Origin of the sequence: Terrabacter sp. Soil811 (assembly GCF_001429655.1) — a bacterium.
In the GTDB taxonomy this organism is placed as follows: domain Bacteria; phylum Actinomycetota; class Actinomycetes; order Actinomycetales; family Dermatophilaceae; genus Terrabacter.
On the sequence record NZ_LMSX01000007.1, the window covers coordinates 688,209 to 703,301 of the forward strand.

The 15,093-nt window shown below is 73.8% G+C and carries 15 protein-coding genes; 12 read left to right on the top strand and 3 right to left on the bottom strand.

The genetic code is table 11. The annotated features are described in order from the left end of the window. Positions 1-24: 24 nt before the first annotated feature. Positions 25-183 (top strand): hypothetical protein, encoded by a 159-nt coding sequence (locus ASH01_RS22955; protein ID WP_020143554.1) that lies wholly within the window; start codon positions 25-27, stop codon positions 181-183. 68 nt (positions 184-251) lie between these two features. After that, entirely contained in the window at positions 252-3,194 is a 2,943-nt protein-coding gene (locus ASH01_RS23915; protein WP_327191915.1) for a helix-turn-helix transcriptional regulator, read from the top strand. A gap of 6 nt (positions 3,195-3,200) precedes the next feature. On the opposite strand, the gene ASH01_RS10085 is transcribed toward ASH01_RS23915, so the two are convergent. After that, positions 3,201-4,409, bottom strand: a complete 1,209-nt coding sequence (locus ASH01_RS10085; RefSeq protein ID WP_056774946.1) for a hypothetical protein — start codon at positions 4,407-4,409, stop codon at positions 3,201-3,203. A gap of 58 nt (positions 4,410-4,467) precedes the next feature. Between ASH01_RS10085 and ASH01_RS10090 the strand changes: the two genes are divergently transcribed. The 7 genes from ASH01_RS10090 to ASH01_RS22960 all read left to right on the top strand — a co-directional run bounded on the left by ASH01_RS10090 (position 4,468) and on the right by ASH01_RS22960 (position 9,519). Next, complete coding sequence (locus ASH01_RS10090; protein ID WP_056774948.1) at positions 4,468-5,463, top strand: ArsR/SmtB family transcription factor; 996 nt, start codon at positions 4,468-4,470, stop codon at positions 5,461-5,463. A gap of 56 nt (positions 5,464-5,519) precedes the next feature. Then, on the top strand, positions 5,520-6,518 hold the full coding sequence (locus ASH01_RS10095; RefSeq protein ID WP_056774950.1) for a peptidoglycan-binding protein: 999 nt from the start codon (positions 5,520-5,522) through the stop codon (positions 6,516-6,518). 109 nt (positions 6,519-6,627) lie between these two features. Then, positions 6,628-6,948, top strand: a complete 321-nt coding sequence (locus tag ASH01_RS10100) for a DUF2853 family protein (RefSeq protein ID WP_056774953.1) — start codon at positions 6,628-6,630, stop codon at positions 6,946-6,948. A 172-nt stretch (positions 6,949-7,120) separates the two neighbouring features. Beyond that, positions 7,121-8,113 (top strand): hypothetical protein, encoded by a 993-nt coding sequence (locus ASH01_RS10105; protein WP_056774955.1) that lies wholly within the window; start codon positions 7,121-7,123, stop codon positions 8,111-8,113. A 62-nt stretch (positions 8,114-8,175) separates the two neighbouring features. Continuing rightward, complete coding sequence (locus ASH01_RS10110) at positions 8,176-8,418, top strand: hypothetical protein (protein WP_056774958.1); 243 nt, start codon at positions 8,176-8,178, stop codon at positions 8,416-8,418. Between the two features lie 153 nt (positions 8,419-8,571). Continuing rightward, positions 8,572-9,240 (top strand): cobalamin B12-binding domain-containing protein, encoded by a 669-nt coding sequence (locus ASH01_RS10115; protein ID WP_056774961.1) that lies wholly within the window; start codon positions 8,572-8,574, stop codon positions 9,238-9,240. Between the two features lie 102 nt (positions 9,241-9,342). Continuing rightward, the gene (locus tag ASH01_RS22960; RefSeq protein ID WP_156415520.1) at positions 9,343-9,519 is read left to right on the top strand and encodes a hypothetical protein; all 177 of its coding nucleotides are present in this window, start codon (positions 9,343-9,345) and stop codon (positions 9,517-9,519) included. On the opposite strand, the gene ASH01_RS10120 is transcribed toward ASH01_RS22960, so the two are convergent. Next, the gene (locus ASH01_RS10120) at positions 9,503-10,432 is read right to left on the bottom strand and encodes a LysR family transcriptional regulator (RefSeq protein WP_082619644.1); all 930 of its coding nucleotides are present in this window, start codon (positions 10,430-10,432) and stop codon (positions 9,503-9,505) included. The genes ASH01_RS22960 and ASH01_RS10120 overlap by 17 nt on opposite strands. 71 nt (positions 10,433-10,503) lie before the next feature. Here ASH01_RS10120 and ASH01_RS10125 point away from each other — a divergent pair, with 71 nt between their 5' ends. Together ASH01_RS10125 and ASH01_RS22965 are read left to right on the top strand one after the other, a co-directional pair. Continuing rightward, positions 10,504-11,781 (top strand): MFS transporter, encoded by a 1,278-nt coding sequence (locus ASH01_RS10125; RefSeq protein WP_056774968.1) that lies wholly within the window; start codon positions 10,504-10,506, stop codon positions 11,779-11,781. After that, on the top strand, positions 11,750-13,957 hold the full coding sequence (locus ASH01_RS22965; protein WP_056774971.1) for an acyltransferase family protein: 2,208 nt from the start codon (positions 11,750-11,752) through the stop codon (positions 13,955-13,957). Before ASH01_RS10125 ends, ASH01_RS22965 begins: the two co-directional genes overlap by 32 nt. On the opposite strand, the gene ASH01_RS10135 is transcribed toward ASH01_RS22965, so the two are convergent. Continuing rightward, complete coding sequence (locus tag ASH01_RS10135; RefSeq protein WP_056774973.1) at positions 13,947-14,639, bottom strand: SDR family NAD(P)-dependent oxidoreductase; 693 nt, start codon at positions 14,637-14,639, stop codon at positions 13,947-13,949. The two genes, ASH01_RS22965 and ASH01_RS10135, sit on opposite strands and share 11 nt — an antisense overlap. 144 nt (positions 14,640-14,783) lie before the next feature. Here ASH01_RS10135 and ASH01_RS10140 point away from each other — a divergent pair, with 144 nt between their 5' ends. Beyond that, a complete protein-coding gene (locus ASH01_RS10140) occupies positions 14,784-15,038 on the top strand; it encodes a MerR family DNA-binding transcriptional regulator (RefSeq protein WP_056774975.1) in 255 nt (84 codons plus the stop codon). Positions 15,039-15,093: the final 55 nt, after the last annotated feature.

Consider the following 15,093-nt stretch of genomic DNA (forward strand, 5'->3'; position numbering starts at 1 on the left):
AACGGCACGAGCAGAGGAAAGACCATGACCACCCAGTACATCGACTTCCGCACCGTCCAGGTCGAGATCGAGTCCCGCTACCCGCAGCGTCGCCGCGTCCGCCGCGACTCGTCGCTCGAGATCATGCGCCGCACCATGGCGCGGGTCTCCCGAGAGGAGAACAACCCGGGCCGCGCGCGGTGACGACGGCGACGCGACCCGTGTCGCCGACCGTCCCGCTCCTGTCGGCGGAGTACGCGATGATTCCGCGTATGCCGCTCAGCACGGGCCCCCTCATCGGGCGGGACACCGACCTGTCCCGTCTCGCCGACGCCATCGGACTGCGCCCCACCCCGGGTGCCCGGCCCGGTGGCGTCGTCGTGCTGTCCGGCGACGCCGGCATCGGCAAGTCCCGCATCGTGGGGCACCTCGTCGCCGAGGCCACCGCGTCCGACTGGTTCACCGCCGTCGGTCACTGCGTCGGCCAGGCCGGCAGCAGCCTCGCCTACCTGCCCTTCGTCGAGCTCGTCGGCACCATCGACGCAGGCCATCCCGACGTCGTCGAGCGCGTGCTCGAGACCCACCCGAGCCTCGGCCACCTGCTGCCGGGGCGCACCGACGCACCCGACCGGGACCGTTCCGGACGCAGCACCGACCCCGGCCAGGTCGCCGAGGCCGTGCACGCGCTGCTGTCCGCGCTCGGCGATGCCCAGCCGTCCCTCCTCGTCGTCGAGGACGTCCACTGGGCCGACCACTCCTCGCGCGACCTCATCACCCTCCTGCTGACCCGTGGCTTCACGCACGCGGTCGGCCTCGTCGTGACCTACCGCTCCGACGACCTCTACCGCCGCCACCCCCTGCACGAGACGCTCGCCGTGTGGGCGCGCATCGCGGGGCTCGAGCACGTCGAGCTCGCCCCGCTCCCCGACGACGCCGTGCGAGAGCTCGTCTCCGGCATCGAGGGCGCCCCGACCGACGCCGCGACGAACGCCGAGATCGCCCGCCGCTCCGAGGGCAACCCGTTCTTCGCCGAGGAGCTCGTCGCGAGCGCCGCGGCCGGCCAGGGCCTGACCGGCGGCCTGAGCCGCGTGCTCCGCGCCCGCGTCGAGCAGCTCGACGACACCGCCCAGCGCGTGCTCCGGGCCATCGCCCTCAAGGGCGGGCAGTTCATCGGCCACGACCTCCTCTCCCGCGTCGTCGACCTCCCCGACGAGACGCTCGAGGCCGCGCTGGCCGCCGCGGTGGAGCACCACGTCCTCGAGGCCCGCTGGCCGCCGGCCTACACCTTCCGCCACGCCCTCCTCGGTGAGGCCGTGGCCGACAGCCTCCTGCCCGGCGAGCGCCTACGGCTCCACCGGGCGTATGCCGCCGTGCTGGCCGAGCGTCCCGAGCTCGCCCCCGCGTCCGAGCTGGCCCGCCACGCCGCCGCCGTGGGCGACCTGCCGACGGCGGTCCGCGCGAGTCGAGCCGCAGCCGAGGCCGCCATGGCCGTCGGTGGTCCGCAGGAGGCGCTGCTGCTCCTCGAGCGCGCGCTCTCGTGGCTCGACGAGGACGACCCCGAACGCGACGAGGTGACCCTCCGGGCCTCGCGCGCGGCGATGGTCGCCGGTGAGCCGATCCGAGCCATGGACCTGCTGCGCGACCGGCTGGACCATCCCGGCACCGCGCAGGACCCGGGCGCGCGCGCCGACCTGCTCTCGACGCTCGTCATCCGCTCGCGCATCCTCGACCTGCCGATCGACTCCATCGCCCTGACCGACGAGGCCCTGTCGCTCATCGGCGAGGAGGCCGACGAGCGCCGGGTCCGGGTGCTCGTCGCCCGAGTGCAGGCGCTCGTGGACAACGGCTCGTTCGTCGAGGCCGCCGTCGTCGGCAACGAGGTGTCCCTGCTCGCCGAGCGTCTCGGACTCGGCGGCGCGCTCGCCGAGGTGCGCACCATCATGGCCCGCATCCTCGAGGCGCAGGAGGACCTCGACTCGGTCGAGACGCACCTTCGCTCGATCGTCGCCGACATCGACCCAGACGACCCCCTCCTCCTTCGCGCCCTGCACCAGCTCGCGTCCCTCGCGCACCGCCGCGGTGACCTTCCCGGGTCGCTCGAGCTCTACGACCGCGGGGCCGCCGTCGCCCGGCGGATGCACCGAGAGTGGGCACCCTGGGGGCAGGAGTGCCGCCTGCTCGGCGGACTCACGGCCTACGAGCTCGGCGACTGGGACGGCGCGGCTCGACGCCTCGACCTCGCGGGGCGACCGGCCCCGCAGCCTGGGCGCACGATCTTCACCGGCGCCGCCCTGCTCGTGCACGCCGGTCGCGGAGACCCCGTCGACCCCGACCTCATCGGGGCGATGCGGGAGTGGTGGCCCGTCGACGGCCTGTGCGTCGTGCTGACGACCATGCCCGCCGTCGACGTGCTCGGCCAGACGGGCGACCTCGGAGGGATGCTCGACCTCACCGAGGAGGCCGTCCGCGTCCTCGACGCCACCTGGGGCGAGTACCACGCCGTCGTGCGGCTCGCCGCGCTCGTGGCCGGGCAGGCTGCAGCGCTCGTACCGCGGGCCGACCCGGCGCTCCGGGCCCGCGCCGTCGCCGTCGTCGAGGAGCTCGCCGATCGCGGCCGCCGCATCAGCGAGCTGCGGCCCGCCGTCGAGAAGGCGAGCCGTCCGAAGTTCGAGCGCGCGGCCGCCGAGTCGCTCGAGGACACGAGCCGCGAGACGTGGGCGTGGACCGCGCGGCTCGAGGCCGAGGTGCTGCGGCTTCAGCGGGTCGCCGGGGTCGAGGAGCCGCCGCCGGTGACCGAGCTCGTCGACGCGTGGCGCGAGAGCGTCGCGGCGTTCGAGCGCTACGGCCACGTCTTCGAGACCGCCCGCTCGCGGTCGCGGCTCGCCGAGGCCCTGCGGGCCGCGGGCGAGGACGTCGAGTCCCGCACGGTCGCCGAACTGGCCCGCGAGGAGGCCGTCAGGCTCGAGGCGAAGCCGCTCCTCGCCGAGCTCGACGCGGTGCGCCCCGGCGGCGTGACGGTCGACCTCACCCCGCGTGAGCTCGAGGTGCTCGCGCTGCTGGCGCAGGGCCTGACCAACGGTCAGATCGGCAAGCAGCTCTACATCAGCACCAAGACCGTGAGCGTCCACGTCTCCAACCTCCTGGCCAAGCTCGGCGCCTCCGGTCGCACCGAGGCGGCCGCCATCGCGCGGCGACGTGGGCTCGTGACCGGCTGAGGGCGATCAGGCCGCGGCGGCCTCGAGGACCTCGGTCGCCGGCCGCGACCGGCGCAGACCGGGGGTGAGGGCGACCGACACGACCACAGAGGCGACGGCCATGACGCCCATCGCCTGCGCGGCCGCGGCCGGCCCCATCCCCTGGGAGCTCGCGACGACGCCGCCGAGCAGCGCCCCGAGCGCCTGACCCACCATGAGGCCCGTGCCCTGCAGCCCGAAGACCTGGCCTCGCGCCTGCGCGTCCGTGTGCGTCACCAGCCGCTCCTGCAGGGGCAGGCTCGCCGAGTAGCCCACGGACGCCACGAAGGCCAGCGCGGCGGCATACGGAAGCGACGGGACGGCGAAGAAGGCGAGGTAGGGGATCGCGAGCAGGAGCCGCAGCGGGCCGATGAGCCGGTCGCGCACGGCCACGGCGAGGAAGCGCCCGACGACGACGTCGCCGAGCAGCATGCCGGCGGCGGTGACGGCGAAGAGGTAGCCCGCGCGCTCGCCCGCGAACGGCACGAAGAGTGCCTCGCACCCGACGATGAGCCCGTTGGGCACCCACAACGTCAGGTAGATCGGACGGATGACGCGCGACCCGAGCAGGGCTCGGTTGACCTCGCGGGTGCGGCGCACGAGGGAGGTGGCCGCGTGCCGCGGCGGGTGGTCCGAGAGGCCGAGGCGGAGCAGCACGACCGCGACGAGGAGGGCGACACCCGAACCGAGGAAGAGCTCGGTCGTCGTGAAGGTGATGAGGAGCAGGCCCGCGATGCCGTAGCCGACGATCTGCATGCCGCCGACCGCGATGTTCATCGTCGCCCGGCCGAGGATGAAGCCGTCGGGCGGGAGGATGTCGGAGACGAGCGCCATCATGCTGCCGCCGAGCGCCGAGGTGATGAGCGGGCCGACCGCGAGCAGGGCGAAACGCCAGCCCCAGGCCAGGCCCGGGATCGCCTGCAGCAGGTCGGTGACCATCGTCGTCGTGAAGACGAGCAGCAGCGCGGTGCGCGGGCGGACCAGGTCGGAGCCGGAGCCGAAGAGGGTCTGGCCGACGATGCGCATGAGCGGCGCGCCGAACATCGCGAGGGCCGTCAGGACCGGCGACCCCGTGGCGGCGAAGGTGATGGTGCCGAGCGCGAGGGACGCGACGGCATACGACCCGATGTTGATGCACTGGACGAGGAAGAGGACCCGGAACTCACGGATGGCGAACAGCTGGCGGTAGGTCTTCACTCGCTCCACCCTGACGAGTCGCGACCCGGGCCGCTAATCTTTCGGACGGAGGCGAAACATGGGGACGTGGCGGATCTCGGCCGACCTGCTGGCGCGGAGCCGCTTCGTGGTGTCACCGCGCATCGAGACGGTGGCCGCCCTCAACGACCTCGTGCGGCCCAGCGACGCCGCGGGGCGGGCCTTCGCCGCCGCGCACCGCGAGTCGTTCGAGGCGATGCTCGCCGAGCACCCCGTGCGGCGTGCCGTCCTCGACCACAGCTGGCGCACGGGATGGATCTCCGACTGGCTCGCACTCCCGCCAGACGGTCCGGGTCGCAGCTTCGCCGACGAGGTCGATGACGTGCGAGCCTTGGGGGACAAGCGAATTCGCGCCTACCTGCGCGAGAGCACCCCCGAGGCGTCGCTGCCGCGCATCCTCAGCCGACCGGGCACGGCCGAGCAGGCGGCCCAGCTGCTCGAGTGGGTGTGGACGCACGCCCTCGCCAGCGACTGGGGCCGCCGCGAGCGCATCCTGCGTGCCGACATCGTGTCGCGGACGGCGCGCCTCGCGACCCACGGCTGGGCCGCCGTGCTGCGCGACCTCGGCCGCGACCGCGAGTGGCTCGGCGACGGCCAGCTCCGGATCAACCGCTACGACCTGCCCTCGCGCGTCCTCGACGACGACGCCGACCTCTACTTCGTGCCCGCCCACGGGACCGCCACGTGGGTCGGCTGGGACCTCCCCCGTCGCTACGCCATCTACTACCCCGTGACCGGAGCCCTCGCCGAGGTCGACGGCCAGGCACACGACGGGCTCGAGCGCCTCGTCGGCAGCGCTCGGGCACGGCTGCTGCGCGCCCTCGACGGACCGTCGAGCACGAGCGCACTCGTCGCCCGCACGGGTATGCCGCTGGGCTCGGCCGGCGACCACCTCAAGGTGCTGCTCGCCTCGGGCACCGTGCTGCGCCGACGGTCGGGACGCGAGGTGCTCTACTGGCGCACCGCCCTGGGCGACGCCCTCGTGGCCTCTGGTCGGGGAGTTCTCCCCATGTACCGCAACGCCGCTCGCCCCTAGCGTCGGCGCTGCGGACGCGCCCGCGTCCAGCCACCGACACACGCTCAGGGGTAGTCATGTGTGAGCTCCACGAAACCACCAGTCCCGCCGTCGGGCGCCGCACACTGATCCGCGGCGCGGGCGGCCTCCTCATCGGCGGCGGACTCGTCGCCGCCACGGCCACCGCCGCCCAGGCCGCCACGTCGCAGAACGGCTGGCCGGCCGGCTCAACGTCGACCGTCCCGCTCGCCACCCTGGCCGTCGGCGCCGCGACCTTCCCGGCCGGCGTCCGCCGTGGTGACGTCCACATCGTCCTCGGCTACGTCGCCCGCCGCTTCAACAGCGAGGTCGAGGCGCTCGTCAAGGGCTGGTGCTGGGGCCACAGCTACCGTCCGATCTCGGGCAGCACCACCCTGTCGAACCACTCGAGCGGCACGGCCATCGACCTCAACGCCCCGCGCCACCCGCTCGGCACGTCGGGCACCTTCACGGCGACGCAGCGCTCGCACATCCGCTCGATCCTGAACTCCTGCAACGGAGTCGTGCGCTGGGGCGGGGACTACTCGGGCCGCAAGGACGAGATGCACTTCGAGATCAACGTCCGCCCCGGGGATGCTCGCCTCGCGGCCCTCGCCCAGCGGATCGGCGGCGGTGGCGGCACCCCGACGCCCGCCCCGATCGCCTGGACCACGGTCAAGCGCGGGGCGAGCGGCTTCCGCGTCACGGCCATCCAGCACCTGCTGCGCCAGCGCGGGTTCAGCCTCACCGTCGACGGCTCGTTCGGACCGACGACCCAGAGCCGCGTCATCTCGTTCCAGCGCTCCAAGGGCCTCGCGGTCGACGGTGTCGTCGGACCGAAGACCTGGTCGGCGCTCGTCGTCTCCGTCAAGCGCGGCTCGAGCGGCCAGGCCGTCGTCGCCGCGCAGAAGCTGCTGACCCACCGGGGCTACAGCCTCACGGCCGACGGCGTCTTCGGCGCGATGACCGCGACGAAGACGCAGGCCTTCCAGCAGTCCCGGGGGCTCGTGGCCGACGGCGTCGTGGGCGCCCGAACCTGGGCGATGCTCACCGTCTGACGAGCGAACGGTTCTCCCCGGAACTTCCCAGCGAGGACCCCTCTCCGGCGGGGGTTTCAGGTCTAGCGTCTGTGGTGTTCACGCCATTCAACGAAGTGGGGCACGGCACATGGCAGAAGACTGGGCAGCAGACGTCAAGAAGTACTCCCCCGACGCCGACGACGCCGCGATCAAGGGCGTCGTCCGGCACTGCGGCATCGCGCTGCAGAAGCGCGACTCGGCACTGGTGTCGTTCAGCGACAAGAGCGAGACCGACCGCGTGCGTGACGGATTCATGAAGAAGAAGCTCGGCCTCACCGACTCCGACGCCGATCTCGACGCCTCCCTGGCTGAGGTCGGGCAGATGCTCAAGGGCGACCGCACGAAGAACCGCGTCACCGTCTACTACCTGCTGGCCGAGAAGCACGGGAAGCTCGACCTCTTCCGCTGACCTCCGCTGCTGACCGCGTCCCTCCGGACGCGGACGACCGTATGCCGCCTGGCCGGGCCAGGCGGCACACGGTCTGTTTCCGGGGCGGTGGCCCGGGTGCAACGACACACCCGGGTCAAAGGTTCACCGGCCGCCCCTCGATTTCCGGTCGGCCGTCCGCTCACCATGGAGGATGGACAACCACAACGCCGTGCACCATGGCACTCCCTCGCGTCGCCTCGTCCTCGGCTCGGCTGCTGCCGTCGCCGTCACCGCCCTGACCGCTCCCGTCGCCTCCGCCGAGCAGGGCCTTCGCCGCGGCCACCTCCCCTCGCGCATCGACCTCCCGGTCGGGACCCGCCCCGAGGGCATCACGTCCGGGCCGGGGCCGACCTTCTACGTCGGCTCCGTCGCCGACGGCCGCATCGTGACGGGCGACCTCCGCACCGGAGCCGTCCGCACCCTTCTCGCCCCCGAGGCCGGACGGTCGCTGCGCGGCCTCTACTTCGACGCCCGCACCGGGCTCGTCTGGGCCGTGGGCTCGCTCGGCACCGTCGGACACGTCTGGGCCGTGGACGCCCGGTCGGGAGCCGTCGTCGGCGACACCGTGGTCCCCGGGGCGGGTTTCCTCAACGACCTCGTCGTCACCCGTCGCGCCGTGTGGGCCACCGACTCGAACGTCGACCGCCTCACGATCGTGCCACTCACCCGCCACGGCCGCCCGTCCCGGGCCCCGGCCGAGTTCGTGAACCTCATCGGCGACTGGCCGACGAGTCCCCCGAACACCTTCAACGCCAACGGGATCCGCACCCTCCCACACGGACCGATCGTCCTCAACCACAGCCGCGTGGGCGGTCTCTGGCAGGTCGACCCGGCATCCGGCGTCGCCCGCCGGATCGCCGTCACCGGTGGACCGCCGATCACGAGCGGCGACGGTCTGGAGCTCGTGGGCCGGACCCTCTACAACGTGCGCGGGAGCGGCCCCCAGGACGTCAGCGTCGTGCGGCTCCGGACTCACGCCGGCGAGCTGCGCGGCCGGTGGGTCGCCACGCTCACCGACGCCGGACTCGACGTGCCGTCGACCGCCACGGCCGCGCTCGGGTCGCTCTGGGTCGTCAACGCCCGCTTCGGGATCCCCTCACCAGACACGGCACCCTTCTGGGTCACCCGCCTCCCGGCCGGATGACGAGGACGTATGCCGTCGGGTCCCCCATGGACCCGGCGGCCGGACGGGCGCACACTGGACAGATGGACACGCGCCGCAGCAGGTTGACCCGTCGCAGCGCCCTGACCGCCGTCGCGGGCTCGGCACTCGTCGCCCTCACGGCCCTGGCCGGATCGTCGGCCGTCGCCGCACCCCGGACGGTGGCTCCGGTCGCCCCCGTCGTCACGACCTCGCTCGCCGACGTGCGCCTGCCGTCGGCGCCGACGCCGCACCACGTGCCCACACGGGCCGGGTCGTGCTCCGTCTCGATGATGAGCGACCTCTAGCGCCACCCGTCGAGCCTGCTCGCAGGGGTGGTCCGGCGCCCCGGGCCACGATTCGGTCACGGCCGGTGGGGACAACGGCCCGACTGGGTACGTCGCGTCAGTTCGGACCCGGGTGACGTCCCGGGTCCCCGTCCCACCCGCGAGGATCCCGCCATGCCGACGCCGCGCCGCACCACGCCCCGCGAGTGGATGGACCACCTCGAGCAGACGCTCGAGGCGTTCGACGAGACCGGCGGGCACCGCATCCTCACCCAGGTCTTCGACGGGCTCGGCGTCGAGGACGCCCTCTCGCTCGTCGTGCTCCCCTACCTCCACGGGCTCGGTGAACGGTGGTCGGCCGGGTCGATCGGCGTGGCCCAGGAGCACTTCGCGAGCAACGTCCTGCGCTCGCGGCTCTCGGTGCTCATGGGGGCCGACGAACGACCCGAGGGCCCCCTCGCCGTGCTCGCCTGCATGCCCGGCGAGCAGCACGAGTTCGGGCTCATGGCCACCTCGATCGTGCTCTCGCGCCTCGGCTGGCGCACCTGCTACCTCGGTGCCGACACGCCCGCCGCCGAGCTCGCCCTCACCTGCCGGACGCTCCAGCCCGCGGTCGTCGTCGTCGCGGCACGCCGGGCCACCGCCTTCGCCGCCCACGCGCCGGCGCTGCGCCGCGTCGCCAAGTCCACGCCGGTACACCTCGCCGCGGCTGGCGCCACCGACGAGGTCGCCCAGCTGTGCCACGCGACCCGCCTCGACGGCGATCCCGTCCGCGGCGCCCGCACCCTCCACGAGGCCCTCGGCGAGTCCGCCACGCAGATCGACGAGTCCACGGCTGTCTGACGACAGGCCGGCCTGCCCACCGCGCGCGTGACCTGTTCGGCGATAGGCTCGTTTGCCGTGCCCAGGCACCGTGACCCGCAGGACCCGACCGATGGAGCTCCCATGAACGCAGGACCGAACGGCCCGCAGCACCTCGTCGACCAGGTCGGGTCGGAGCCCGTGGAGGGACCCGGTCGCACGGGGCGCGACCAGCGGATCGGGCTCGTCTTCGCGGGCATCGCCGCCGCCGCCCTCCTCGTCGCCGGGCTGATCACCGTCGTGGTCAGGATGGCCGGCTGAGCGCGGCGAGCGCCACCGGCCGCCCCGACCGGCCCACGAACTCCTCGAAGGCGGCGATCGTCGGGTCGTGCGCGGGGTTGCGCACCATCGCGCCGATGGTCCGTTGCGCCTGCGGGTGGTCGAGCCGGACGGGCACCACGTCGCCCTCCGGGGCGAAGTCCGGGAGGATCGCGACGCCGAGGCCTGCACCGACGAGTCCCCTTGCGGTGTGGACGTCCTCGGCCTCGAAGGCCACGCGCAGCGGCACCCCGGCGTCGGCGTAGATCTCCTCGACGCGGCCACGCAGGCCGAAGCCGGTCTTGAGGACGATGAGCTCGTCGCCCCCGTCGGCGGCCAGACGCTCGACGGAGACCGAGCCCGCTCCGGCGGCCGGGTGCGACCGGTGCACGGCGACGACGAGGGGCTCGTCGTAGAGCACCGTGGTCGACGCACCGGGCAGTGACGGTGGCGACGCGACGAGCGCGACGGAGCAGCGGCCGGCCGCGAAGTCGTCGAGGGCCTTCTGCCGTGAGCCCTGGGCCAGCTCGAACCGCACGCCCGGGAAGCGGTCGCGGAATCGGCGGATCAGGGCCGGCACGACCGCCTCCCCGAGCAGGGTCTGGAACGACAGACCGACCGTGCCGTGCCCGACGACGCTCGACCCGGTCACGACGTCGACACCGCGCTCGAGCGCACCCACCCCCTCCTGCGCGAAGGGCAGCAGCGCCCGGCCGGCCGCGGTCAGGGCGATCCCGCGCCCGTCCCGCTCGACGACGGGGGTGCCGAGCAGCTCCCCGAGGCGGGCCAGGGCCCGACTGACGGTCGGCTGCGGCATGCCGAGGACGGCGGCCGCGGTCGTCACCTGGCCGACCTCCGCGACGACGACGAAGACGGGCAGCAACCGCACGACGGCCCGGAAATCGGCAGGTCTCATGCTCTGATCGTATGGGTCGGGCCTCTGGTATGCATTGGTGCGCACGACCTGACCGACCTAGCGTCGAGCGCATGACCTGGGCCGGACACCTCCCCGCGAGCCGCGAGTACCGCCGCATCCTCGTCGGGCTCGGTGCCGCCGGCATCGCGACGTTCGCGCAGCTCTACTCACCGCAGGGGCTGCTGCCCACCCTCGCGCGCGGCCTCGAGGTCAGCCCCGCCGACGCGGCCCTGTCGGTCTCGCTCGCGACCCTCGGCGTCGCCGTCGCGGTGCTGCCGTGGTCGTGGATCGCCGACCGCGTCGGTCGGCTGCGCGCCATGCAGGTGGCCATCGTCGCCTCGACCGTGCTCGGCGTCGCCGTCGCGCTCGCGCTCGGGATCGAGGCCCTGCTCGCCCTGCGCCTCGTCGAGGGGATGGCCCTCGGTGGGCTGCCCGCGCTCGCCGTCACCTACCTCCACGACGAGGTGCACGCCCGCCACACGGCAGCGGCTGCGGCTGCCTACATCTCCGGCACGACGATCGGTGGTGCAGCCGGGCGGCTCATCGCCGGACCGCTCGCGGGCGTCGTCGGCTGGCGCCCGGCCCTGCTCACGGTGGCCGCCGTGTGTGCCGTCGCGTCGGTCGTCTTCCTGCGGCTCATGCCGCGGGCGCGTGGCTACCGACCGACGACCGCAGCCACCGCGCGGACCGTCGTGGACGGCATACGCACGAGCCTGCGGGACCCGGCGCTGCTGGCGCTCTACGGTCAGGGGGCCCTCCTCATGGGCGGCTTCGTCGCGGTCTACAACTACCTCGCCTTCCGGCTCGAGGGCCCGGAGTTCGCGCTGCCCGCGACGGTCGGGTCGCTGATCTTCGCCGCGTATGCCGCCGGGACCGTCAGCTCGCGCCTCACCGGCCGCTGGGTGCCGCGTCTCGGGCGGCGGCGCGTGCTCGCCTCGGGCACCGTGACCATGGCCGTCGGCGCCCTGCTCACGCTGTCGGGCGCGCTGCCCGTCGTCGTCGTCGGCCTCCTCGTCCTCACGGCCGGCTTCTTCGCCGCCCACGCGACGGCCTCCGCCTGGGTCGGCGCCCGGGCGACGACCGGGCGCGCCCAGGCGACCGCGCTCTACAACGTCGCCTACTACAGCGGGTCCGCCCTCGTCGGCTGGCTGCTCGGCTACGCGTGGTCGGGACCCGGCTGGCGCGCCGTCGTGGGCGCCGTGGTCGTGCTCGCCGCGGTCGCCCTGGCGCTCGCCCTGACCGCGCTGCCCGGCCGCGATCGGATCGGCACCGGCGTTACGGTCTCCCCGGAGGCTCGCGCGGTGCATGCTGTCCCGCATGAGCGACGGTCCGGTGGGGGGACCGCGTAGGGCGGACATCCAGGGCCTCCGGGCCGTGGCCGTGACCGCCGTCATCGCCTTCCACCTCTTCGGCTGGCCGAGCGGCGGCTACCTCGGGGTCGACGCCTTCTTCGTCGTGTCAGGCTTCGTCATCACGGGGGTGCTCGTCCGCGAGCGCGACCGCAGGGGACGGATCTCGTTGCGCGCCTTCTGGATCCGTCGGGCCCGACGGATCCTGCCGCTCGCGCTGCTCGTCATCGCCGCCGTCGTCGCCATCGCGCCGTGGGCGTGGGCGGGCGCCAAGGTCGCCTCGATCCACACGGACGCCCTGTGGGCGATGCTCTTCGCCGCGAACTGGCACTACGCCGCCCGCGCCGACACGTACTTCGATACCGGCTCGGCGCCCTCGCCGCTCCTGCACTACTGGTCGCTGGGGGTCGAGGAGCAGTTCTACCTCGTGTGGCCGCTGCTCGTCGTGCTCGTCGTCGCCGTCGTGGGAGGTGTGCGCCGACACCGGGTGGCGATCGGCAGCCTCGCGGCGGCCGTCGGCGTCGCGTCCCTCGTCTGGGCAGCCGCCTCGACCTCCTCCGACCCGACGACCGCCTACTTCTCGACGCTGACCCGCGCGTGGGAGCTCGCGCTCGGCGCCGCGCTCGCCACCGTGCCCCGGTATGCCGTCCGGCTGGCTCCCGCAGCCCGCACCGCGCTGTCCTGGGCGGGCCTCGCGACGGTCGTGACGGCATACGTCCTCGTCACGCCGGGCACGGGCATCCCCTGGCCGGCGGCGCTCGGGGTCGCCGTCGGCACCGTGCTCGTGCTCGTCGCCGGGATCGGTGCGCCGGCACCGGGAGCGGTGCTGCTGACGAACCCGGTGAGCGGCTACGTCGGCAACATCTCCTACGGGCTCTACCTCTGGCACTTCCCGCTCGTCGTGCTCGCCCCGGTCGTGCTCACGACCACGGGCGCGACGAGCGCGGCGATCGTCCTCACGGCGACGCTCGCGCTGGCCGTCATCTCGCACCACCTCGTCGAGCGACCGGTTCTCGACGCGCCACGGGTGCGGCGTCGCAGCATGGTGGCCGCCGCCCTGGCGCTCGTGCTCCTCGTCGTCGGGGTCGGCGGGGCGGCGTCGGCCCGACCCGACCTCTTCGCGGGTGGCACCGTCGTCGCGGCCGACGACCCCGATGGCGCTGTTCCACCACCTCCGGAGGGCGAGGTGCCCGCGCCCACGGCGCAGACCCTCGAGCCGACGCCCACGGCGACGACGACCAGCCCACCGACCCGGACCACGCCCCCCGTGCCGCCCCCCACGCCGACCCCCACGCCGACGCCCACGTCCACGAGCTGGACGCCGATCCCACTGGGCGCCAGCGGAACCCGCATCCAGGACGGGCTCCGAGGCGCCCTCGCGTCGGGGTCGTGGCCGACCGACCTCAACCCCTCACCCGACCAGTGGCAGACGACCGCCGACCAGCGCGCCGCGATGAGCGCCTGCACGGCGACCGACGCCGAGGACCCCGAGTCGTGCACCTTCGGCAACCGCGCCGGGCCCGAGATCATCGTCTACGGCGACTCCATCGGCTTCCCGCTCCTCGCGACGGTCGAGAAGGCCTACGGCAGGACCTACAAGGTGCGCGGCATGACGAAGATCGCCTGTGCCGTCAACGGCGTCGACGCAAACTACGGCAAGGACGAGTGGGCGCTCCCCTGCGTCGACCACCGGAAGATGGTGCTCGACTACGTGCGGAAGGTGAAGCCGAAGGTCCTCATCATGACCGAGACGTACTCGTGGGCCGTCCGCCTCACGTCCCACGCGAAGGGCGCGGCCTCGGCGAAGGAGTGGCTGGCCGCCGACCAGGCGTTCGTCGACGCGGTGCGCGGGAGCGTCGGCACCGTCGTCATCGTCGCGCCGTCGATGCCGGGCGTCGCGTTCCTCGACTGCTACCGGCCGGGTGGGTCGCCGGGACGGTGCGTCACCGGCATCCCGACGTGGTGGGCGCGCACCCGCGACGTCGAGAAGAAGGTGCAGCACGCCGTCTTCGTCGACACGACCCACTGGTACTGCGTCGACGGACGGTGCCCCATCTTCACGACGACGACCGGGACGGTGCTCAAGGGCGACTACCTCCACACGTCGGTGCAGTACGCCCGCCAGCTCGCCCCCGACCTCGCCCATCTCCTCAGGGCCTCCGGCGTCAGGCTGTGAAGGCCGTCGACGGGAGGTCGCGCTCCTCGTCGGCGAGGGCCCGCACGACGCGCTCGGCGACGGCGTCGGGGTCGAGCCCCTGCGGCAGCCTCGGCGCCTCGCCGGCGACCGGTCGGGTCGCCAGACCCGTCTCGGTGTGCGGCGGACGGACGTCGAGGACCCGGATGCGTCGCCGCCGCAGCTCGGTCGCGAGAGCCGCGTCGAAGGCGGTGAGGCCCGCCTTCGCGGCACTGTAGGCCGCCATCCCGGGCATCGCCTTCTCAGCGACGACGGCGCTCACCTGCGCGAGGAAGCCACCCTCCGGGATGACCGCGAGGGCGGCACGGGCCAGGCGGATCGGCGCGACGAGGTCGAGCAGGAGCACCTCGTCGAGCGTGTCGTCGTCGAGGTCCTCGACCGTGCCGAACGCGACGACACCGGCCGCGTTGACGACCCCCGTGAGGGCTGCGTCCGCACTCGCGGCACGCACGACCGAGGCCGGTCCGTCGGGCATCGTCAGGTCGGCGGCGACGACTGTCACGACGGCGGTGCCGAGCTCGTCGGCGAGCGCCTCCAGACGGGCTCCGTCCCGACCGGACACGCTGACCCGGGCGCCGGACGCCACGAGACGCCTCGCGATCGCGCTGCCGAGGCCGCCGGTGGCGCCGAGGACGAGGACGTGCGCAGAGGCAAGGTCGGTCACCCGGCCATCATCACCCGGCGAACGGCCGGCCGGAAGGTGCGCCCCGGGTCGCTCGGTTCGCCGACGGACGGCTGCGAAGGTGGGTATGTTGTGGTCGATCGCGCGTCGGGGGACGTAGCGCACAGGGGACACGGGGGCAGCACCATGGCGACAGCACACTCATCCGGCCGCGGGCACGACGGCGATGACCGGGAGCTCATGGCTCCGCACGAGGTCGCCCGGATCTTCCGGGTCTCTCCGGCCACCATCACCCGCTGGGCCCGGGTCGGCCTGCTGACCTCGACCCGGACGCCCGGCGGCCACCGGCGGTTCGAGCGCGCCAGCGTCATGGCCCACCTGGAGCGGCTCGTGCGCGAGGGTGACGCGGACCGCAGCCGAAGCTCGACCGGCGACGCCTGACCGCAGGCGGCGACACGGCATACGTCACTCCGCCCACGGGTGTGGGGGGTGTCGG